This window comes from Umezawaea sp. Da 62-37, assembly GCF_032460545.1.
Classification (GTDB): domain Bacteria; phylum Actinomycetota; class Actinomycetes; order Mycobacteriales; family Pseudonocardiaceae; genus Umezawaea.
In genome coordinates this window covers 3,160,470-3,180,591 of the sequence record NZ_CP135965.1, presented here as the reverse complement: position 1 = coordinate 3,180,591, position 20,122 = coordinate 3,160,470, and the positions used below count along the sequence as shown (strand labels likewise).

Sequence of the window (20,122 nt, the reverse complement as noted above, 5' to 3'; positions counted from 1 at the left end):
GCAACCTGCCCGCTTGGCGGGTAGCGTCGAAGATGTACGTGGAGGATCCTCGTTGTCGTACGGGGACGCCGTGGTTCAGCGCGCTGAGGGAGGCGATACCCGATGAGCGAAATGCGCGTCGTGGGAGTGCGGGTGGAACTGCCCGCCAACCAGCCGATCCTGTTGCTGCGCGAAACCGAGGGCGAGCGGTACCTGCCGATCTGGATCGGGTCGGTCGAGGCAACCGCCATCGCCCTGGAACAGCAGGGTGTGCGGCCCGTCCGGCCCCTCACCCACGACCTCCTCAAGGACGTCATCGGCGCCTTGGGCCGTCAGCTGGAACAGGTCCGGATCACAGATCTGCAAGAGGGCACCTACTACGCCGAGCTGGTCTTCGACGGCGACGTGCGGGTGTCGGCACGGCCAAGCGACTCGGTGGCGCTCGCGCTGCGGGTCGGGGTGCCGATCCACGCCGACGAGTCCGTGCTCGCCGAAGCGGGGCTGATCATCCCGGACGAGCAGGAGGACGAGGTCGAGAAGTTCCGCGAGTTCCTCGACTCCATCTCGCCGGAGGACTTCCGCGGCGCCGACACCTGAGATTTCGAACCTGAACGCGCCGAGAAGGCCACTCACGGGTCCCGTGAGTGGCCTTCTTCGCGTCCGGGACCAGTCGGGTCGATGACGGAGCGTGACGATCACTCGGGCGGACCCCGCTAACGGGTGTCACACGGCCGCGCTACCCAATGTCATTGGCGTTCGGCTAAACGATCACTAAACGTCACTCGAACGGGTCAGTTGGGCGTATTCCCTCACCCTCAACCTGAGGTTGAGGAAAGACCCGTCCCGCGCGTCGCGTTGACCTGCCCCCACCCCGGTCCTACCGTCGAACTCAAGTGAATTGCGACGATGTGATTCCACAGCGCAGCAGCTTCACGGCCGGTGTTCCCCGTCCACGGGAACCGCCGGTGACGGTCGCCGGTCGTCAGGCCGGCCGAGGGGAGGCAGGCGTGGCAGAGGAAGCGCCCATGCGGGCCGGATCCGGGGAACAAGGTGAGCTGTTCCCGGACTCCTCGCTGCCGGACGAGTACGTCGGCTACCGCGGGCCCGCCGCGTGCCAGATCTCCGGGATCACCTATCGCCAACTCGACTACTGGGCGCGCACCGGACTGGTCAACCCGACGATAAGGAGTGCGCAGGGCTCGGGGAGCCAACGGCTGTACTCGTTCAAGGATATCCTGGTCCTCAAGGTCGTGAAACGGCTTCTCGACACCGGCGTCTCGCTCCAGAACATCCGCGTCGCCGTCGAGCACCTGCGTCAGCGCGGTGTGCAGGACCTGGCCAGGATCACGCTGTTCAGCGACGGGACGACGGTTTACGAGTGCACCTCCGCCGAGGAGGTCGTCGATCTGCTTCAGGGCGGGCAGGGGGTGTTCGGCATCGCGGTGAGCGGGGCGATGCGGGAGATCAGCGGCACCATTCACGAGTTCCCGGCGGAGCGGGTGGATGGTGTGGACGGGGATTCGGTTAGCGATGACGAGCTGTCCAGGCGGAGGCGGAACCGGGCGATCGGTTGATCGGTGGTGGGGGGCGCTGTGCGGCTTGGGGCTGTGCGCGGTGAGTCGTGTGTGGCTGGGTGGCTGGGGTAGTGCAGGTGTGGTGCGGGGTTGGTTGCGTTGTGGGGTGGCCGATTTGACTTGGGGCCCCTCTTTTTGGGCCTCGGCGGTCTGAAAGGGCAGGTGGTGGTGACCTGCCCGCCGCCGCGAGGGTAGGCCCGAAAACCCCAAGTAAAATCGGCCGCGCTTGCGTGCTTTCCTTGAGTGCCGGCAGGTTGGGTTGGTGGTTGGCTTTTTTGAAGTGGTTTGGTGGGTGGGTTTGTCACGAATGGGTTGTTGGTTCGTGGGTTTTTTGTTTTCCTTGGGATTCCTGTCCGGTTTGCTGTTCGGATTTTTGTTGGTATCTCCGGGTCATCGGGTCACGTGTGGTGACTACAGTCGTGCGGCATGACGGAGCCTGGCTACCTCGCTGCCACCCGGACGTCCTACGACACCGTTGCTGAGAGCTACGCCGGGGTGATCGGGTCGTTGTTCGGGGGTTTTCCGGTTGGGCGGGGGATGTTGGCGGTGTTCGCCGAGTTGGTGTTGGCCGGTGGTGGTGGGCTGGTGGCCGACGTGGGGTGTGGTCCTGGTTTGGTGACCGCGCACCTGAACTCGTTGGGTGTGTCGGCGTTCGGTGTGGACCTTTCGCCGAAGATGATCGACATCGCCCGGTCTACCTATCCTGAGCTGCGGTTCGAGGTTGGTTCGATGACCGCGTTGGACGTTCCGGACGGGGAGTTGCGGGGGTTGGTGGCGTGGTGGTCGATCTTCCACGTGCCCCGTGAGGAGGTGCCTGCGGTGATCGCGGGGTTCCACCGGGCTCTTGCGCCTGGTGGGCACTTGCAGATCGGGTTCCACGTCGGTGCGGGTCGGCTCAGCCCGGAGAAGGCCTACGGCGGTCATCCGGTGTCGTACACGGTCGATCTGCACCGGCCGGAGGACTTGGCGGACCTGTTGACCGAGGTCGGGTTCGACGTGACGGCGAGGCTGACCACGGAGGGTGCGAAGCGCCAGCAGGCGATGCTGTTGGCGCGCAAGCGCGTCGACTGACAGCCGGGAATGCGGGTGTCGGTCCGTGCCGTGCTGTTCAGGGGGCCGGTTTGACGGGGGACCTCGGTCTCGTCGGGCGTTTCCGCTGATCCGCACGGTGATCCGCGTCGCGCCCGCGGTACCGCGCGTGGGCCGGGCGGGTACGATCACCGGGTAGTCGCTGAACCCGCGCGGGAGAGTCCGAGTTCCCGTCCGCTCGGCGCCGAAGGAGCAAATCCTCCCCGGAACCTCTCAGGCGCAAGGACCGCACGGGCTAGACGCCTCTGGAAAGTGGGCCGGGAAACCGACCCCGCCGACGGTGAAAACCCGGTCCAGCACCGGGTGAAGCTCTCAGGCGCCCGCCGAGCGGGTTGGAGACAGAGGGGGAGGGCAACGGCAGAAGTGTGTCCGTAGCCCAACCCCCGCCGGAGGCGCCTCCATGACGCAGGACCGCATTCCTCTCGCCGCTCTCGAGCACGGCACCCCGTTCGCCGACCGCCACGTCGGCCCCCGTCCGGCCGAGCTGGCCAGGATCCTCGACGTCATCGGTGTCGGTTCGCTGGAGGAGTTGGCGCAGCGGGCGATCCCGCCGTCGATCCGCGAGCGCGAGCTGGTCCTGGACCTGCCGGCCCCGGCCACGGAGACCGAGGCGCTGGCCGAGCTGCGCGTGCTGGCCTCCCGCAACCGGCCGATGACGCAGATGATCGGCCTCGGCTACTACGGCACGATCACGCCCCCGGTGATCCGCCGCAACGTGCTGGAAAGCCCGGCCTGGTACACGGCCTACACGCCCTACCAGCCGGAGATCTCGCAGGGCCGCCTCGAGGCGCTGCTCAACTTCCAGACGATGGTCGCCGACCTGACCGCGCTGCCGCTGTCGAACGCCTCCATGCTCGACGAGGCCACCGCCGCCGCCGAGGCGATGACGCTGGTGCGCCGCGCGGGCAAGTCGAAGTCGACCAAGTTCGTCGTGGACGCGGACACGCTGCCGCAGACGCTGGCCGTGATCGGAACCAGGGCCGAGCCGCTGGGCATCGAGATCGTCGTCGCGGACCTGTCGCAGGGCATCGAGGGCCTCGGGCTGGGCGGCGACTTCTTCGGCGTGCTGCTGTCCTACCCCGGCGCGTCCGGTGTGGTGCGCGACCAGGAGTCGGTCATCGCCGAGGTGCACAAGGCCGGCGCGCTCGCGGTCGTGGTCGCGGACCTGCTGGCGCTCACGCTGCTGCGCCCGCCCGGCGAGGTCGGCGCGGACGTCGTCGTGGGCACCACCCAGCGCTTCGGCGTGCCGATCGGCTTCGGCGGCCCGCACGCCGGTTACATGGCGGTGCGCACCGGCCTGGAGCGGCAGCTGCCCGGCCGACTGGTCGGCGTGTCCGTGGACGCCGACGGCGACCGCGCGTACCGGCTCGCGCTCCAGACCCGCGAGCAGCACATCCGCCGCGAGAAGGCGACCAGCAACATCTGCACGGCGCAGGTCCTGCTCGCCGTGATCGCCTCGATGTACGGCGTCTACCACGGCCCCGACGGCCTGCGCGCCATCGGCACCAGGGCGCACCGGATGGCCACCGTGCTCGCCGGGGGCCTGCTCGAAGGCGGCGTGGACGTGCTGCACGGCGAGTTCTTCGACACCGTCCAGGCGCACGTGCCCGACCGCGCGGCCGAGGTCGTCGAGGCCGCCCGCGCCCGCGGCATCAACCTGCGGCTGGTCGACGGGTCGACGGTCGCCATCGCCTGCGACGAGACCACGACCCGCGCCAACCTGGTCGACGTGTGGCAGGCGTTCGGCGTGGTGGTGTCGGACGTGGACGCGCTCGACGCGGACACCGCCGACGGCATCCCGGCCGAGCTGCGCCGCACGTCGGAGTTCATGACGCACCCGGTGTTCCACCGCCACCGCTCGGAAACCGCGCTGCTGCGCTACCTGCGCGCGCTGTCGGACAAGGACGTCGCGCTGGACCGGAGCATGATCCCGCTGGGCTCGTGCACGATGAAGCTCAACGCCACGGCCGAGATGGAACCCATCACCTGGCCCGAGTTCGCCGACCTGCACCCGTTCGCGCCCGCCGAGGACGCCGAGGGCCTGCTCGCGCTGGTGAAGGACCTGGAGGACTGGCTGGCCGAGGTCACCGGCTACGACGCCGTGAGCCTCCAGCCGAACGCGGGCAGCCAGGGCGAGTTCGCCGGTCTGCTGGCGATCCGCGCGTACCACCGCGGCCGCGGCCAGGCCGCCCGCGACATCTGCCTCATCCCGTCCAGCGCGCACGGCACGAACGCCGCCAGCGCCGTGATGGCGGGCATGAAGGTCGTCGTGGTGAAGTGCGACGACAAGGGCAACATCGATCTCGCCCACCTGCGCGCCACGGTCGACGAGCACCGCGACGACCTCGCCGCGATCATGATCACCTACCCGTCCACGCACGGCGTGTACGAGGACACCGTCCGCGACGTCTGCGGCCTGGTGCACGACGCGGGCGGCCAGGTGTACGTCGACGGCGCGAACCTCAACGCCCTGATCGGCCTCGCGCAGTACGGCAAGTTCGGCTCGGACGTCTCGCACCTGAACCTGCACAAGACGTTCTGCATCCCGCACGGCGGCGGCGGCCCCGGCGTCGGCCCGATCGGCGTGCGCTCGCACCTCGCGCCGTACCTGCCGAACCACCCGCTCCAGCCGCTGGCCGGTCCCGAGACCGGCGTCGGCCCGATCAGCGGCGCCCCGTGGGGCTCCGCGTCGATCCTGCCGATCTCGTGGGCGTACGTCCGCATGATGGGCGCCGACGGCCTCCGCCGCGCCACCCTGACCGCGGTCGCCGCCGCCAACTACGTGGCCCGGCGCCTGGACGAGCACTACCCGGTCCTCTACACCGGCGAGGGCGGCTTCGTCGCCCACGAGTGCATCCTCGACCTGCGCGGCATCACCAAGACGACCGGCGTCACCGTCGACGACGTGGCCAAGCGCCTCGCCGACTACGGCCTGCACGCCCCGACGATGTCGTTCCCCGTGCCCGGCACGCTGATGGTCGAGCCGACGGAGAGCGAGGACCTGGGCGAGATCGACCGGTTCATCGACGCGATGATCGCGATCCGCCGCGAGATCGACCAGGTGGCTTCCGGCGAGTGGCCCGCCGACGACAACCCGCTCCGCAACGCGCCGCACACCGCGGCGTCCATCGCGCGCGAGTGGAACCACCCCTACAGCCGTGAGGTGGCCGTCTTCCCGGCGGGCGCGGGCGCCCCGAAGATCTGGCCGCCCGTCCGCCGGATCGACGGCGCCAAGGGCGACCGCAACCTGGTCTGCTCCTGCCCGCCGATCTCCGCCTACAGCTAGCCGCTCCCACCACCGCGAAAGGGCCGTCCTCCGGGGCGGCCCTTTCGCGTTCGCGGGGGAGGCCCCGAACGCGGAAGGCCCCTTCGGATGTGATGTCAAAGCGCTGGTAAACTGCGAAGGCAACCTTTGTAGTTTGCCTTCCCAACGGCTACGCTGGAGTCGTGGACGAGACCGTGGACGTGGCCGCTCTGGCAGCTGAGCTGCGGGCGCTGATCGCCAAGCTGCGCAGGCGGATGCGGGAGCACTCGAACTCGACCGACTTCACGCCGTCGCAGATCGCCGTGCTGATCCGACTGGAGAAGGGCGGATCCGCGACGGTGACCGAGCTGGCCCGCGCCGAAGGCGTGCGGCCGCAGTCGATGGGCGCCAACGTGGCCGTCCTGGAGGCGGCGGGGTTCGTCTCGGGTGTGCCGGACCCGGCCGACGGGCGGCGCACGATCCTGTCCCTCACCGAGGAGGCGCGGGAGAAGGTCGCGGCGGGCAGGGCGGCGCGGGAGGGCTGGCTGTTCCAGGCCGTCCACAAGACGCTCACGCCCGTCGAGCGGCGGGAGCTGGCGTCGGCCGTCGAACTGCTCAAGCGCGTCGCGGACTCGTAGGACGCACCAGGCCGGAGGGTTTCTTCGGCGTGCCCGGAATGAGGAGAACCATGCCAGTCACCACGCTCGACCCGAAGACCGCGCTCGTGGTCGTCGACCTCCAGAAGGGCGTCGTCGGAATGCCCGCCGCCCACCCGGTCGACCAGGTCGTGAAGAACTCCGCCGCGCTGGCCGACGCGTTCCGCGCGCACGGCCTGCCGGTCGTCATCGTCACGGTCGACGGCGTCGCGCCCGGACGGACGGACCAGAACCGCCCGGCGGTGGAGTTCCCGGCGGAGTGGCTCGAACTCGTGCCGGAGCTGAACCGGCAGCCGGGCGACCACGCCGTCACCAAGCGGACGTGGGGCGCGTTCACCGGCACGGACCTCGACGCGCACCTGAAGGGCGAGGGAGTCACGCAGGTCGTGGTCGTCGGCGTCGCCACCAGCGCCGGGGTCGAGTCGACCGCCCGGCACGCGCACGAACTCGGCTACCACGTCACCCTGGCCGTCGACGCGATGACCGACATGAGCCGGGAGGCGCACGACCACAGCGTCGCGCAGATCTTCCCGAAGATCGGTGAGACCGGCACGACGGAGGAGATCATCGACCTCGTCACCAGCGGTAATGGTCGAAGCTGACCTCGCCCCGAGGGGGACGTTCCGCTCGCTGAGCGTCTTCAACTACCGGGTGTGGGCGGGCGGCGCGATCGTCTCCAACATCGGGACGTGGATGCAGCGCACGGCGCAGGACTGGGTGGTGCTGACCCAGCTCACGCACAACAACGCGACCGTCGTCGGCATCGTGATGGCACTCCAGTTCGGCCCGCAGGTGCTGCTGCTGCCGTTCACCGGCCTCGCGGCCGACCGGCTCGACCGCCGCAAGCTGCTGATGGCGACCCAGGCGTCGATGGGGGTCCTGGCGCTCGGCCTCGGCCTGCTGACCGTCACCGACGCCGTGCGGCTGTGGCAGGTGTACCTGTTCGCGCTGCTGCTCGGCTGCGTCACCGCGTTCGACGCGCCCGCCCGCCAGACGTTCGTGTCGGAACTGGTCGTCGGCCCCAACCTGTCGAACGCGGTGGCGCTGAACTCGACCTCGTTCAACGCCGCCCGGATGATCGGGCCCGCCGTCGCGGGCGTGCTGATCGCGCTCGTCGGCTCCGGCTGGGTGTTCCTGGTCAACGCGGCCTCGTTCGGCGCCGTGCTGCTGTCCCTGCGGTTCCTGCGGAGGGGAGAGCTGCACCCGGCGGTCCGCGCCGCCCGTGGTCGCGGCGGCTTCGCCGAGGGCCTGCGCTACGTCTGGTCGCGGCGGGACATCAGGACGATCCTGCTGATGCTGTTCCTGGTGGGCACGTTCGGGATGAACTTCCCGATCTTCATCTCGAGCATGTCGGTCAGCGTGTTCCACCTCGGGTCGAGGGAGTTCGGGCTGCTGACGTCCGCGCTCGCCGTCGGCTCGGTGGTCGGCGCGCTGCTGTCGGCGCGGCGGGCCAGCCCGCGGGTGTCGCTGCTCGCCGTCGGAGCCGCCGTGTTCGGCGTGGGGTGCGCGTTGGCGGCGGTGATGCCGACTTCCTGGCTGTTCGGACTGGCGCTGGTCGTCGTCGGAGTGGCCTCGCAGACCCTCACGACCACCGCGAACAGCTCCATCCAGCTGGCCACCGACCCCGTCATGCGCGGCCGCGTGATCTCCATCCTGCTGGCCATCGTCGTCGGCGGCACGCCCATCGGCGCCCCGATCGTCGGCTGGGTGGCCGACTCGTTCGGGCCGCGCTGGTCACTCGCCCTCGGCGCGACAGCGGGCTTCGCCGCGGCCGTCGTGGGCGTGTACTACCTGGTCAAGCACGTGCACGGGCCAGCAGGAAATGCCGAGCCCCGGCCCGCGGTTGAACCTGGCAGGACCCGCTGACCCCACCGAAAGGCAGCACCCGCTCATGGCACGCGAAGTCAAGATCCCCGGCCCGGACCACCCCATCACCGTCACGCCCACGACCGACCGCGTCGTCGTGCGCGCCGGTGACCGCGTCATCGCCGACACCACCAAGGCGCTCACGCTCCAGGAATCCACGTACCCGGCCGTGCAGTACGTGCCGATCGGCGACGTCGACCAGTCCGTGCTGACGCGCACCGGCACCAGCACGTACTGCCCGTTCAAGGGGGACGCGTCCTACTACACGATCACCGGCGGCGAGCAGCTGACCGACGTCGTGTGGTTCTACGAGGAGCCGTACGAGGCCGTCGCGGAGATCGCCGGTCACGTCGCGTTCTACCCGAACAAGGTCGACATCACCGTCGGCTGACCATCCTCGACCCACCAGCGGCTCCGCCCTCTCCAGGACGGAGCCGCTTCCGCGTCCTACGAGGGCAGGTCGTACTCCAGCGAGTACGTCCCGTTCTGCCCCTCGACCCACACGATCTCGCCCCGCCCGCTCAACCCGGCCAACCCGCCCGTCCCGGACCCTGCGACCACGGTGAACCCGCCCGTCACGGTCCCGTCGTGGTAGCCGCTGACGTGCTGGAGCACGAAAGTCCCGGTGCGGTCGCCGAGCGCGCCGTTCACCAGCTCGTGGCCGATGGACTCGCAGTTGTTGTCGTCGGCGTAGGTCATGACGAACCGGGTCTCGCCGGAGGCCTCCAGGTCGCCGTGGTAGCCGCCGACCATCGTGCCCTGGGTGAGCTTGTGGCCGGAGACCTCGTTGTGCGGCTTGCCGTCCCAGGTCTTCTCGTCCCAGCTCTTCATCTCGACGGTGCCGGTCGCTCGTGTGCTCATGGCGCGAAGTCAACCCGCCGTACCTGACAGCGAACGTCAGGTACAGGGGGAAACTTGGGGACATGCGCGCGAGCCGACTGCTGTCCCTGCTGCTCCTGCTCCAGTCGCGCGGGCGGCTGACCGCGCAGGAGCTGGCCGACGAGCTGGAGGTGTCGGTCCGCACGGTGTACCGGGACGTCGAGGCGCTCGGCGCGGCCGGGGTGCCCGTGTACGCGGATCGCGGCCCGGCGGGCGGGTACCGGCTGCTCGACGGCTACCGCACCCGGTTGACCGGGCTGACCAGCGAGGAGGCCGAGTCGCTGTTCCTGGCGGGGATGCCGGGGCCCGCGGCGGAGCTGGGACTGGGGACGGTGGTGGCGGCGGCGCAGCTCAAGCTGCACGCGGCGCTGCCGCGGGAGCTGAGGTCGCGGGCGGGCCGGATCCGCGAGCGGTTCCACCTGGACGCGCCCGGCTGGTTCCGGCACTCGGAGGAGACGCCGTTCCTGTCGACGATCGCGGACGCGGTGTGGAACCAGCGGCGGCTGGACATCCGCTACCGGCGGTGGGGCGGGCGGGCGATCGAGGTGCGCCGGACCGTCGACCCGTTCGGCCTCGTGCTGAAGGCGGGCGTCTGGTACCTGGTGGCGCGCGCCGACGGCGACCTGCGCACCTACCGGATCGCCCGCGTGCTGGAGGTGGCGGCGCTCGACGAGGGCTTCGAACGGCCGGACGACTTCGACCTCACGGAGTTCTGGGCGGACTGGTCGGATCACTTCGAGCAGCGGATGTACGGCATGCGCGTCACGGTCCGGATGTCGGCCACCGGGCTCGGCCGGGCGCAGTTCCTGCTCAGCCTGGTGGCCGCGCGGGCGCTGCGGGACTCCACCGCCGAACCGGACGAGGACGGCTGGACGACCGTGGAGGTCCCCGTCGAGTCGCTCGACCACGCCGAGGTGGACCTCATGCGGCTCGGTCCGGAAGCGGAGGTCGTCGCCCCGCCGGAACTCCGCGAACGCGTGATCGCGAGGGTGGCCGCGATGGCGGCGGTCTACGGGCCGCGGTCCTGATACCGGGCGATCCGCGGTCGACCGGACTGGGGGAACAAGAGGGCACATTGCGGTGTTCTTGGGGTCCGTTAGCCTTTTCTAGGGGTATCGGGTGACTGGTCGCGTACTTATCGTCGATGGTGTGGACAACAAGATTGTGATCACGGTCGCGACCACGTTCGAGCTGCTCGCGCCAGGTGGTGAACCCGCGCCGATAGCCGCCGAATTGCGATACGACCCGGACGATCCGTACGCGATCACGATCCGCTTCCACACCGGCCACGGGGAGGTCGAGTGGATGTTCGGCCGCGAATTGCTGGCCGACGGCCTGCTCTCCCCGACCGGCGTGGGCGACATCGCGGTCCGACCGTCACCGGAGGACCCGGAGCAGGCGCTGGTGGAGCTGAACGCGCCCGCCGGGTCCGCCGTCCTGGCCGTGCCGTCGGACGACATCGCCGAATTCCTCGACCTCTCCTACGACCTCGTGTCGCCCGGCGAGGAAGAGCTCTGGATCGACTTCGAGGCCGAACTCGCGAAGCTCGCCATCCAGTACTAGGACGCCGACAGGACCTGCGCCAGCGCGGAGTCGATCGCCTTGCCGTCCTCGGCCACGGAGAACGAGCCGCCGGTCGACTGGGTGATGCGGGTCAACGGATCGCGTTCCGGCGCGGAGCCGAGCGCGATGACGCTGATCGGGATCGGGCGCGCGTCGTCCTTGAGCTGGTCCAACTGGGCGCGCAGCCCGTCGAAGTCCAGTCCGCCGTCGTTGGGGCCGTCGGTGAACACGACGATCCGGTTGCGCTTGCCGTCCTGGTAATCGGCCTGCGCGTCCTTGTACAGCGCGACCAGGCTCGTGTAGAGCTGCGTCGCGCTCAGCGGCTGAAGTCCCGCGATGCCGTCCAGCAGCGCCTGCCGCTGCTCCACGACCGGGCCCGTGGGCACGAGTTCGCGGTACGGCAGGTCGCCGTCGATCTGGCGCGAGAACTCCCACAGCCCGACCGAGCCCGACAGCGAACGGTTGACCTGGCCCGACAGCGCGGCCTTCAGCCACTCCATCCGGCTCTTCCCGTCACCGCCCGACTCCTCCATGGACTTCGACGAGTCGACCAGCACCCGCACGACCTGGCCGTTGTCGGCCGTCGCCCACGCCGCCGAGATCTGCTGCGTGGTGTTCGAGTCCGCCGGTGCCAGGCCCTCGGTCATCGTCGCCCAGCGCACGCCCGGCGAGGGCTTCGGCCGTTCCGTCGACGACGGCACCCGCAGGCCCGCCGCGGCGAGGATCTTCTGCTGCTCGGTGCCCGTCAGGAACTCGCGGAACGCCTGCGCGGCCCGCACCTGCGCCTCGCCGACCCAGTCACCCGCCAGCGCCACGAACGGGAAGTCCGCGACCGGTGTGGGGCCGCCGGGGGCGACGCCGTAGAGCGGCTTCAGCGGGGGAGTGCCGCTGTCCTTGCCGGTGTTGTGCCGGTAGAGGTCGACCTCGAACACGGGCACCGAGCTGAACCCCGACCCGTTCACCGCCGTGCTGTCGGCCAGCAGGTGCATGGCCTCCCACGTGCTGCCGGGCGTCTCCACCGGTTTGGCCCCGACAAGGCTCGCCATCGTGTTCTTCACCGGGTCCAGGTCCAGCATCTCCGTGGTGACCGGGCCCTTGCCCTCGGGGCTCGCGCCCGCCAGCGCCGACTGGATCGCCATCGCGGTCGCCGCGTTGGACGTCGGGTCGGGCATCGCCACCTTGAACTGGCCCCACTCGCCCTTGCCGAACCGGTCCCAGCCGCCGGGCGCGGACGTCAGGCCGGGCAGGTCGGTCCACCGGAAGCCCGCCGAGGCCTGCACGGCCGTCGCGCCCTGTTCGGGCAGCGCGAGCAGCACGGGGCTCTGCGCGATCGACTGCGGGGCGGCGCCGAGCAGCGAGTGGTCCTGCGCGCCCAGCCGGTTCGCCCACAGCATCGAGTCGGTGATCCACGCGTGCGGCTTCGCGCCCAGCTTCCCCTCGTCCCAACCCTGGGTGAGGCTGTCCAGCACGACCTCGGAGTCGATCGACTGCACCTCGACGCGGATGCAGTGGTCGTAGACCACCGGCCGCTTCGCGCTCCACGCCTTCGCCACGTCGCGCACCGCGTCGGCCGCGCTCGGCGTCGACGCGATCCTCAGCAGCGCCTCGCCCTCGGCGCAGTCACCGGCCTCGGCAGCGGCCCGGCGTTCGAGCACACCGCCCAGCCAGCTCCAGCCGAAGACCCCCAGGACGAGCAGCGCGACCAGTCCGATGACCGCTACCGGCCACCCGGCCACACCCCGCTTGACCCGTGTGCGCAGCGTGCGATGTCGGGACATCGACTTCCCTTTCAGAGTCTGACCACGGCCCGTGGGACGACCACCGCGTCCGGTAACCGGATCAACCGCCCCCGACGACACCTGTACCGGTAAGCCGTCACGCTAACAGGTGGAGACTGAGGACAACGTTAAGTATGTGTAGATCAAATGCCGTCATTTTCCTCGTACGGCTTAGTCAATGTGTACGGAAGTGCGAAGCAACGTCACGCTCAGTTCCAACAGTGCGGCCCGCAGGGGGACGGCCCGCTCGGCGAACTCCGCCTGCCGCCGCACGTACTCCGCACGCCCCTCGGGCGTCTCGATGGCCACCGGCTCGTAGCCCAGCGGCGCCAGGTCGTACGGACTCGCCCGCATGTCCAGTTCGCGCACGTCCGCCGCGAGCGCGAAGCAGTCGGCCACCAGTTCCGACGGCGTCGCCGGGTCCAGCTTGTAGCTCCACTTGAAAAGATCCATGTTCGCGTGCAAGCACCCCGGCTGCTCGAACTCGACCTGCGTCTCGCGCGTCGGCTGGAGCGTGTTGTGCGGCCGCGCGTCCGGCGTGAAGAACCGGAACGCGTCGAAGTGCCCGCACTGCACCCGACTCCCGTCCACCACCGCGTCCGTCCCCGCCGACCCGAGCCGCAACGGCCACGCGTTGTGCCGCACCTGCTCGGCCCTCTGCCGGTACACCATCGCCCACTCGTGCAGCCCGAAGCAGCCAAGGCGCGGAGTCCTCGCCGCCGTCACCGTCAGCAGCCGGTGGGCGAACTCGACCGTCGGCCGCCGCGCTTCGGCGAACCGGTCGACGTCCAGCGCCACGCCGTCCGCGGTCTCGACGTAGGCGGGCCAGCGGAGGTACTCGCGGGCGGCGTCGCCGGTGAGCACGACACCGGGGCCGGGGTGCCAGCGTTCGAGCTTCGACGGGCGGTGGGAGTAGTAGGAGAAGAGGAAGTCGAGAACGGGGTGCTTCTCCCCGGTCGCCTTCCGGTCGTGGTGGGGCCCCGTCCACCGCCGCACCCGCGCCCGGTGCTCGGCCCGGCGCGCGGTCCAGTCGGCCTCGGCCAGCACTACCTCCATGGGTGACAACGGTACGGGGCGGCCCCGTGCCGTTGTTGCGGCACGGGGCGGGCACTTCGCTCAGAGCAGACCCGGCACCTCGAGGGCCCCGGTGTCCTTCGGGCGCGTGAAGCGGACGTCCAGGCCGGGGACTCGACCGGAGGTCAGCGCCAGCACGGCAGTCAGCAGGCCGGTCGGCACGGCACCGCGGACGTCACCGCTCCTGCTGACGAGCCAGGCGGTGAAGAAGAACACCAGGGTTGTCGTCACCACCTGCGTTGTGGAGAGCTGTCGTTGAGCGGCGCTTTGAGGTGTTCGCCTGCTCGGGCGTGATGTGCGGGTGGGTTCTCCTGGTTGTCGCCTTGATCGTGGAATGGTGATGATTCGCTCGACCGGGTGAATCCTCAGTGGACTGCCCAGGGGCGCGCGGGTTCATGATCATCGGTTGTGGGGGCGGCGTGACCTGCGGGGGAGTTCCGTATGGTCGTGGCCATGACGCCGGACAACCGATCCATGCGTGAGCGGATGCTCGCGGGAGACCTGTACCTCGCCGATGATCCGAAGCTGGACGAGTGGTCGGCGGTGGCGGGGGAGTTGCAGGACGCGTACAACGCGACCGGGGCTCGGCAGGGGGCTGAGAGGTTCCGGTTGTTGGGGCGGCTGTTGGGGGCGGTGGGGGAGGGGACGGTGATCCGGCCGCCGTTCCACGTCGACTACGGGCGGTTCATCACCGTGGGGGCGAGGACTTTCGCGAATTTCGGGTTGGTGGCGTTGGACGTCGCGCCGATCGCGATTGGTGATGATGTGCAGATCGGGCCGAACGTGCAGTTGTTGACGCCCACGCACCCGGTGGAGCCGGAGCCCCGTCGGGCGAAGTGGGAGGCGGCCAAGCCGATCGTGATCGGGAACAACGTCTGGCTGGGTGGGGGTGTGATCGTGCTGCCGGGGGTGACCATCGGGGAGAACACGGTGGTGGGGGCGGGGGCTGTGGTGACGCGGGATCTGCCTGCGAACGTGGTGGCGGTGGGGAATCCGGCTCGGGTGGTGAGGGAGTTGGGGTATTCGCCGCCCTGGACCCGGACGCAGCCGAGTGGGAGTGGGGTTATTTCGACCAGTTACAGCGGGGATCGGGAGTAGGGGCGGGGGTGGGGGTGGGTTTAGGGAAAGAGGGAAGCCCGGCCCCCGCAGCGCGATTGTCTCAATGCCACACCCCCGTTTGTCAAGGCGGGAAAGACGCCTTGACAAACGGGGGTGTGGCAGGAGGGCGCTGTGTATCGGGGGCAGGGGGAGGTCTGGCTTCGCCGGCATCGGGCTGTGCCCGACAGGGCATCAGGCTGCGCCTGACCAGGCACCTCGCTGCGCGTCGGTAGGGCATCTTGCTGCGCGTCGGTAGGGCATCAGGCTCCGCCTGACCAGGCACCTCGCTCCGCGTCGGCAAAGCACCTCGCTGCGCGTTGGCGGGGCATCCTGGGCTTCGCCGTCGGACGGAGAAGTGGGTTTGCTTTTCCGGCTGATTCACTCGCACGCCTTCCCTTTCGTCGACAGGGTGGTCGTCATGGGTACTGGGTGGCGGCGGTTGCAGGTGGTGGCGGTCAGCGGGTCGGCGGGGGAGGGGTTGTTGTTGACGGCGTTGCCGCTGATGGCGGTGACGATCACGACGGATCCTCGGCAGGTCGCGTTGGTGAACGTGGTGGGTCAGCTGCCGTGGTTGTTGTTCTCGCTGGTGGCGGGGGTGTTGATCGATCGGTTCCAACGGACGGCTGTGTTGGGGGCGGCGTTCGGGGTGCAGGCGGTGGCGGCTGCGGTGTTGGCGGTGGCGGCGTCGGCGGGGTGGTTGGGTCTGCCGTTGTTGTTGGTCGTTTCATTTGTCGTTGTCACCTCGCAGGTGCTCGGTGATGGGGCGAGTGGGGCGTTGGTGCCGGATGTGGTGGGGCCGGAGCGGTTGGCGGCGGCGAACGCGCGGATGATCGTGATCGATCGCGGGGTCGTGCAGTTCGTGGTGCCGCCGGTGACTGGGTTCCTGTTGGCGTATGCGGTGGGGTTGCCCGCGTGGATCGCCTGCGTGACGGCGCTGGTGGCGTTGTGGTTGACGCGTGGGATCACGGCGCGGCACGTGCCGAATCCGCCTGGGCACCCGCTGCGGGACATCAAGGTCGGGTTGGCGTTCCTGGTGGGCAGTCCGCTGCTGCGCACCATCACGCTGACGGTGGCGCTCGGCTCGTTCGCCGCCAGCGCCTGCGTCTCGATGTTCGTCCTGTACGCCACGCAGGTGCTGCACGTCGGCTCGTTCGGCTACGGCGTGCTGCTGGCGTTCCTGGCGGTCGGGTGGATCGGTGCGTCGTTCGTGGTGCACCGCGTGGTCGTCCGCCTCGGCTACGCGTGGTCGATGCGGCTCGCGACGATCGGCGGTGCGGTCGCCCAGCTCCTCATCGCCGTGCTGCCGCCGGTGTTCGCGCTGGTCGCGGTGGCACTGGTGCTGCTGTCGTCGACGACGCTGGTGTGGAACGTGTGCTCGCAGTCGAGCAGGCAGCAGTTCACGCCGAAGCCGTTGCTGGGGCGGGTGCTGACGAGTCACCGGGCGTTGGCCTGGGGGCTGACGCCGCTCGGTGCGCTCACGGGAGGGTTCGTGGCCGCGCAGTGGGGGCTGCGGTGGGTGTGGGTGATGGGCGCGGCGATCCAACTGCTGTCCGTGCTGCTGATGTGGCGGACGGTGTCGCCGAAGGGGTTCGCGGTGGAGGAAGCCCGTGCCGTCGTGTGACGGCACGGGCCTCCGACCGGTGGGACTACAGCTCGCGGCTCACGTGGGTGCCGTCGCGGACGGTGCCGACGTACTCCTCGACCAGGTCCTCCATCGCCACGACGCCGCACAGCTTGCCGTCGGCGTCGACGGCGCGCGCGAGGTGGCTCTGGGCCCGGCGCAGGGCGGCCAGCGCCTCGTCCAGGTGGGCGTCGACCGGCAGGTCCGGCAGGCCGCGGATGCGGGTGCGCGGAACCGGGGTGCCGGGGTCGGCGCCCGCGAGGTCCAGCACGTCCTTGACGTGCAGGTACCCGAGCAGCCTGCCGTTGTCGCCGCGCACGGGGAACCGGGAGAACCCGGTCTGCGCCACGGACGACTCGACCTCGCCGACGGTCGGGTTCGACGACAGCGTCGTCAACCGGTCCAGCGGCACGAGGACGTCGGCGATCGTGCGCTCGGCCGACGACAGCGTCTGCGCGAGCCTGCGGTGCTCGGAGTCCTCCAGCAGGCCCTCCTGGCGGGACTGGGCGATGAGCATCGCCAGCTCGTCGGTGGTGTACGCGGACTCCAGCTCGTCCTTCGGCGTGACCTTCATCAGCTTCAGCACGGCCGTCGACACGACGGTGAACATCCGCAGCACCGGGCCGACCAGCTTGCAGAACCCGTAGTGCACCGGCACGAGCCAGATCGCCAGCTGCTCCGGGTTCGCGATGGCCAGGTTCTTCGGCACCATCTCGCCCAGGATCGTGTGCAGCGCGACCACGAGGACCAGGGCGAGGGCGAACGAGATGCCGTGCCGCAGCGCGGCGGGGATGCCGACCGCGTGGAACGGCGACTCGAGGATCGACGCGACGGCGGGTTCGCCGATCGCGCCCAGCCCGAGCGAGCACAGCGTGATGCCGAGCTGCGCGCCCGCGATGATCAGCGGCAGCTGCCTGCCCGCCTTGATCGCGGTGCGGGCCCGGCTGCTGCCCCGGTCGGCCAGCGCCTCCAGCCGGTCGCGGCGGGCGGTGATGATGGCGAACTCGGCGCCGACGAAGAACGCGTTGCCCATCAGGAACAGCAGGAGCACGAGGAGGCTCATTGCGCCGCCACCTGCTCGGTCTCGGCGACCTTGGCGACCCGCAGCTCGGCCGTGCGGTGCCGGTCCATCCGCATCACGGTGATCCGCCAGCCGTCCACCCTGATCTCGTCCCCGACGTCGGGGATGCGACCCAACCGGGCCATGACCAGGCCCGCCAGCGTCTCGTAGTCGCCGTCGGGCATCCGGAACCGGGTCGCCTCGGCGACCTCGTCGTCGCGCAGCAGGCCGGACACCATCCAGCTCTCCTTGCCCAGCGGCCGCACGGGCGCGGCCTCTCCGCGGTCGTGCTCGTCGCGGACGTCGCCCACGATCTCCTCGACCACGTCCTCCAGCGTCACCAGGCCCGCCGTGCCGCCGTACTCGTCCACGACGAGCGCGGTCTGCAACCCGGACGCGCGCAGCCTGTCCAGCAGCGCGTCGCCCTCCAGCGTCTCCGGCACGGTCTGCACCGGCCGGGTCAGCGCGGACACCGGTGTCGTCGCGCGCTGGTTCACCGGCACGCTGAACGCCTGCTTCACGTGCACCATGCCGCGCACCTCGTCGATGTCCCCGTTGTGCACGGGGAACCGGGAGAACCCGGTCGCGCGGGTCTTCTCGATCAGGTCGAGCACGGTCGCGTCGACCCTCAGCGCCTCGACCTGCACGCGCGGCGTCATCAGTTCACCGGCCGTGCGGTCGCCGAAGCGCAGCGAGCGGTCCAGCAGCGTCGCCGTGCTCTGGTCGAGCGTCCCGTGCTCGGCGCTGGAGCGCACCAGCGCGCCCAGCTCCTCCGGTGAGCGCGCGGACGCCAGCTCCTCGACCGGTTCCACGCCCAGCCTGCGGACCAGCCAGTTCGCCGCGAGGTTCATGCCGCTGATGAGCCAGCGGAACGCGCTGGAGAACGCCGACTGGAGGCCGACGACCGCGCGGGCGGTCTCCATGGGCTTGGCGATGGCGAGGTTCTTCGGCACCAGCTCGCCGAACACCATCGACACGGCCGTGGCCAGCGCCAACGCGAAGGCCAGGGCCAACGGGTCGGCCACCGCTGGCGGCACGCCGAGCGCGGTCAGGCCGGGTTCGACCAGTTCCGCGATGGCGGGTTCGGCGATGTAGCCGGTGATCAGGGTGGTGATGGTGATGGCCAGTTGGGCGCCGGAGAGCTGGAAGGACAGCGATCTGTGCGCCTTCTGGAGCTTCAGGGCCTTGGCATCGCCCACGACGGCCGCGTGGTTGTCCACGGTGCTGCGTTCGAGGGCGGTCAACGAGAACTCGGCGGCGACCGCGGTGGCGGTTCCGACGGTGAGGGCTATGACGGCCAGCAGGCCGAGCACGCTCAGGAGGGTTCCGATCACCTGCCGCCTCCGGCGGGGGAGGGGATCGGGTGGGTGGGGCAGCCGGGTGTTCGACCCGGCTCAGTACTGAAACCAGGTGACTGCGCGTCGCGCACGGAAGGAGTCACTCCTCGGTGGATCTTGCAGGTGGGGCGGGGTTCGGTCCAGTTTAGAGGGTACGGCCCTCAGCGCAGGCCGGTTCCGGACGGTGCGCGCGTGCTCGCCCTGAGCACGACCTCGCCCGCCACCTTGACCGTCCGCGGCTCGACCGAGCCCTCGTCCAGCACGAGCCGCGCGGCCCGCTCGCCCAGCTCCTCCAGCGGCAGCCGCACGGTGCTCAGCCCCGGCACCAGGTCCCGCAGCGTCGGGATGTCGTCGAAACCGGCGATCGACACGTCCTCCGGCACCCGCAGCCCGCGGTCGCGCAGCGCCGCCATGGCGCCCAGCGCCATCACGTCGTTCACGGCGAACACGCAGGTCGCGCCGGTCTTCGCGGCCACCAGCTCGGTCGCGGCCTCGTAGCCGCCGTCCCTGGTGAACGCCCCGGTCAGCACCGCCGACGGCGGCAGGTCGACGCCCACGTCCGCGAGGCCCGCCTTGAAGCCCGCCAGCCGGTCGCCCGCCACCACCAGCGAGGGCGGCCCGGCGAGCACGGCGAACTTCCGGTGCCCGAGCGCGGCCAGCTCCCGCGCCAGCGAACGGGCGCCCGCCCGGTTCGACGGCACCACGGTGTCGGTCGGGATGCGGGCCTGCGAGACGCACGCCACCCGGCCGCCCTGCGCGGCGAACGCCTCGATCTCGGCCGCCAGCCTGGCAGTGCTCGCGCGACTGGTCGTGCGGCTGCCCGCGATCACGACGGCCCGCGCCCGGTGCGCGCGCAGCGTGTAGAGCAGGTCGACCTCGCGATCGGGATCGCGGCCGGTGGTGCCCAGCACGACGACCAGGCCCGCGTCCTCGGCGACCCTGGTCACGCCCGCGGCGATGCTGGAGAAGTACGGGTCGGAGATGTCGTGCACGACGAGGCCGACCAGGACGCTGCTGTTGCGCGCCAACGACTGCGCGGCGGCGTTGGGGAGGTAGCCGAGCTCCTCCGCCGAACCGACCACGCGGTCGCGAAGCTCGTCGCTCACCTGTCGCGTGCTGCCGTTGAGCACGCGGGACGCGGTCGCCAGCGACACCCCCGCGTGACTCGCGACCTCCGCCAGCGTGACCTGCCTGGGAGTCAAACCCGTGCCTCCTCGTTAGCCTGCTCCGGAGCGTAGTCGTCGCAGGCGACAGGTGCGGCACGGCGTTGACCGCAAGCGTTTTCCGTACCCGACCGGGTCGGT

General features: G+C 70.2%; 19 protein-coding genes and 1 riboswitch. Of the genes, 12 read left to right on the top strand and 7 right to left on the bottom strand.

What is annotated here, in order from left to right:
* Positions 1–102 precede the first annotated feature (102 nt).
* The 8 genes from RM788_RS13815 (at position 103) to RM788_RS13780 (ending at position 8,799) form a co-directional block, all read left to right on the top strand.
* Positions 103–576 carry a bifunctional nuclease family protein gene (locus RM788_RS13815; RefSeq protein ID WP_106195876.1) on the top strand — a complete coding sequence of 158 codons (474 nt, stop codon included), beginning with the start codon at positions 103–105 and terminating at the stop codon, positions 574–576.
* Positions 577–1,004: 428 nt separating this feature from the next.
* Complete coding sequence (locus tag RM788_RS13810) at positions 1,005–1,553, top strand: MerR family transcriptional regulator (RefSeq protein ID WP_399344987.1); 549 nt, start codon at positions 1,005–1,007, stop codon at positions 1,551–1,553.
* A gap of 426 nt (positions 1,554–1,979) precedes the next feature.
* On the top strand, positions 1,980–2,624 hold the full coding sequence (locus RM788_RS13805; RefSeq protein ID WP_315932043.1) for a class I SAM-dependent DNA methyltransferase: 645 nt from the start codon (positions 1,980–1,982) through the stop codon (positions 2,622–2,624).
* Between the two features lie 161 nt (positions 2,625–2,785).
* Positions 2,786–2,881: riboswitch (glycine riboswitch) on the top strand.
* A gap of 161 nt (positions 2,882–3,042) precedes the next feature.
* On the top strand, positions 3,043–5,928 hold the full coding sequence (gene gcvP, locus RM788_RS13800; RefSeq protein ID WP_315932042.1) for an aminomethyl-transferring glycine dehydrogenase: 2,886 nt from the start codon (positions 3,043–3,045) through the stop codon (positions 5,926–5,928).
* Between the two features lie 161 nt (positions 5,929–6,089).
* Positions 6,090–6,524, top strand: coding sequence for a MarR family winged helix-turn-helix transcriptional regulator (locus RM788_RS13795; RefSeq protein WP_315932041.1), 435 nt, complete (start codon positions 6,090–6,092; stop codon positions 6,522–6,524).
* Positions 6,525–6,574: 50 nt separating this feature from the next.
* Positions 6,575–7,144 (top strand): isochorismatase family protein, encoded by a 570-nt coding sequence (locus RM788_RS13790; protein ID WP_315932040.1) that lies wholly within the window; start codon positions 6,575–6,577, stop codon positions 7,142–7,144.
* Positions 7,131–8,408: an MFS transporter gene (locus RM788_RS13785; protein WP_315932039.1), complete on the top strand. Its 1,278-nt coding sequence runs from the start codon at positions 7,131–7,133 to the stop codon at positions 8,406–8,408. The genes RM788_RS13790 and RM788_RS13785 overlap by 14 nt, the downstream gene beginning before the upstream one ends.
* Before the next feature lie 25 nt (positions 8,409–8,433).
* Entirely contained in the window at positions 8,434–8,799 is a 366-nt protein-coding gene (locus tag RM788_RS13780; protein WP_315932038.1) for a DUF427 domain-containing protein, read from the top strand.
* A gap of 56 nt (positions 8,800–8,855) precedes the next feature.
* Here the strand turns inward: RM788_RS13780 and RM788_RS13775 are convergent, their stop codons facing one another.
* Complete coding sequence (locus tag RM788_RS13775; RefSeq protein WP_315932037.1) at positions 8,856–9,269, bottom strand: DUF3224 domain-containing protein; 414 nt, start codon at positions 9,267–9,269, stop codon at positions 8,856–8,858.
* A 62-nt stretch (positions 9,270–9,331) separates the two neighbouring features.
* Between RM788_RS13775 and RM788_RS13770 the strand changes: the two genes are divergently transcribed.
* Together RM788_RS13770 and RM788_RS13765 are read left to right on the top strand one after the other, a co-directional pair.
* Positions 9,332–10,315, top strand: a complete 984-nt coding sequence (locus RM788_RS13770; RefSeq protein ID WP_315932036.1) for a helix-turn-helix transcriptional regulator — start codon at positions 9,332–9,334, stop codon at positions 10,313–10,315.
* Positions 10,316–10,436: 121 nt separating this feature from the next.
* Positions 10,437–10,850 carry an SsgA family sporulation/cell division regulator gene (locus RM788_RS13765; RefSeq protein ID WP_315932035.1) on the top strand — a complete coding sequence of 138 codons (414 nt, stop codon included), beginning with the start codon at positions 10,437–10,439 and terminating at the stop codon, positions 10,848–10,850.
* On the opposite strand, the gene RM788_RS13760 is transcribed toward RM788_RS13765, so the two are convergent.
* The 3 genes from RM788_RS13760 to RM788_RS13750 form a co-directional block, all read right to left on the bottom strand.
* Positions 10,847–12,628 (bottom strand): substrate-binding domain-containing protein, encoded by a 1,782-nt coding sequence (locus tag RM788_RS13760; RefSeq protein WP_315932034.1) that lies wholly within the window; start codon positions 12,626–12,628, stop codon positions 10,847–10,849. The two genes, RM788_RS13765 and RM788_RS13760, sit on opposite strands and share 4 nt — an antisense overlap.
* A 171-nt stretch (positions 12,629–12,799) precedes the next feature.
* The gene (locus RM788_RS13755) at positions 12,800–13,684 is read right to left on the bottom strand and encodes a 3-methyladenine DNA glycosylase (protein WP_315932033.1); all 885 of its coding nucleotides are present in this window, start codon (positions 13,682–13,684) and stop codon (positions 12,800–12,802) included.
* A 60-nt stretch (positions 13,685–13,744) separates the two neighbouring features.
* Positions 13,745–13,933: a hypothetical protein gene (locus RM788_RS13750; RefSeq protein WP_315932032.1), complete on the bottom strand. Its 189-nt coding sequence runs from the start codon at positions 13,931–13,933 to the stop codon at positions 13,745–13,747.
* Positions 13,934–14,155: 222 nt separating this feature from the next.
* On the opposite strand from RM788_RS13750, the gene RM788_RS13745 reads away from it, so the two are divergent.
* Complete coding sequence (locus RM788_RS13745) at positions 14,156–14,800, top strand: sugar O-acetyltransferase (protein WP_315932031.1); 645 nt, start codon at positions 14,156–14,158, stop codon at positions 14,798–14,800.
* Between the two features lie 418 nt (positions 14,801–15,218).
* Positions 15,219–16,421, top strand: a complete 1,203-nt coding sequence (locus tag RM788_RS13740; RefSeq protein WP_315932030.1) for an MFS transporter — start codon at positions 15,219–15,221, stop codon at positions 16,419–16,421.
* 25 nt (positions 16,422–16,446) lie between these two features.
* Here the strand turns inward: RM788_RS13740 and RM788_RS13735 are convergent, their stop codons facing one another.
* The 3 genes from RM788_RS13735 to RM788_RS13725 all read right to left on the bottom strand — a co-directional run bounded on the left by RM788_RS13735 (position 16,447) and on the right by RM788_RS13725 (position 20,020).
* The gene (locus tag RM788_RS13735) at positions 16,447–17,484 is read right to left on the bottom strand and encodes a hemolysin family protein (RefSeq protein WP_315932029.1); all 1,038 of its coding nucleotides are present in this window, start codon (positions 17,482–17,484) and stop codon (positions 16,447–16,449) included.
* Positions 17,481–18,815 carry a hemolysin family protein gene (locus tag RM788_RS13730; protein ID WP_315932028.1) on the bottom strand — a complete coding sequence of 445 codons (1,335 nt, stop codon included), beginning with the start codon at positions 18,813–18,815 and terminating at the stop codon, positions 17,481–17,483. Before RM788_RS13730 ends, RM788_RS13735 begins: the two co-directional genes overlap by 4 nt.
* Positions 18,816–18,979: 164 nt before the next feature.
* Entirely contained in the window at positions 18,980–20,020 is a 1,041-nt protein-coding gene (locus tag RM788_RS13725) for a LacI family DNA-binding transcriptional regulator (protein WP_315932027.1), read from the bottom strand.
* Between the last annotated feature and the right edge of the window lie 102 nt (positions 20,021–20,122).

Bases quoted from the DNA above. Each gene is read 5' to 3' on its own strand.
- RM788_RS13815 (WP_106195876.1), top strand. From the start codon at position 103: ATGAGCGAAATGCGCGTCGTGGGAGTGCGGGTGGAACTGCCCGCCAAC.
- RM788_RS13810 (WP_399344987.1), top strand. From the start codon at position 1,005: ATGCGGGCCGGATCCGGGGAACAAGGTGAGCTGTTCCCGGACTCCTCG.
- RM788_RS13805 (WP_315932043.1), top strand. From the start codon at position 1,980: ATGACGGAGCCTGGCTACCTCGCTGCCACCCGGACGTCCTACGACACC.
- gcvP (WP_315932042.1), top strand. From the start codon at position 3,043: ATGACGCAGGACCGCATTCCTCTCGCCGCTCTCGAGCACGGCACCCCG.
- RM788_RS13790 (WP_315932040.1), top strand. From the start codon at position 6,575: ATGCCAGTCACCACGCTCGACCCGAAGACCGCGCTCGTGGTCGTCGAC.
- RM788_RS13785 (WP_315932039.1), top strand. From the start codon at position 7,131: ATGGTCGAAGCTGACCTCGCCCCGAGGGGGACGTTCCGCTCGCTGAGC.
- RM788_RS13780 (WP_315932038.1), top strand. From the start codon at position 8,434: ATGGCACGCGAAGTCAAGATCCCCGGCCCGGACCACCCCATCACCGTC.
- RM788_RS13775 (WP_315932037.1), bottom strand. From the start codon at position 9,269: ATGAGCACACGAGCGACCGGCACCGTCGAGATGAAGAGCTGGGACGAG.
- RM788_RS13770 (WP_315932036.1), top strand. From the start codon at position 9,332: ATGCGCGCGAGCCGACTGCTGTCCCTGCTGCTCCTGCTCCAGTCGCGC.
- RM788_RS13760 (WP_315932034.1), bottom strand. From the start codon at position 12,628: ATGTCCCGACATCGCACGCTGCGCACACGGGTCAAGCGGGGTGTGGCC.
- RM788_RS13755 (WP_315932033.1), bottom strand. From the start codon at position 13,684: ATGGAGGTAGTGCTGGCCGAGGCCGACTGGACCGCGCGCCGGGCCGAG.
- RM788_RS13745 (WP_315932031.1), top strand. From the start codon at position 14,156: ATGACGCCGGACAACCGATCCATGCGTGAGCGGATGCTCGCGGGAGAC.
- RM788_RS13740 (WP_315932030.1), top strand. From the start codon at position 15,219: ATGGGTACTGGGTGGCGGCGGTTGCAGGTGGTGGCGGTCAGCGGGTCG.
- RM788_RS13735 (WP_315932029.1), bottom strand. From the start codon at position 17,484: ATGAGCCTCCTCGTGCTCCTGCTGTTCCTGATGGGCAACGCGTTCTTC.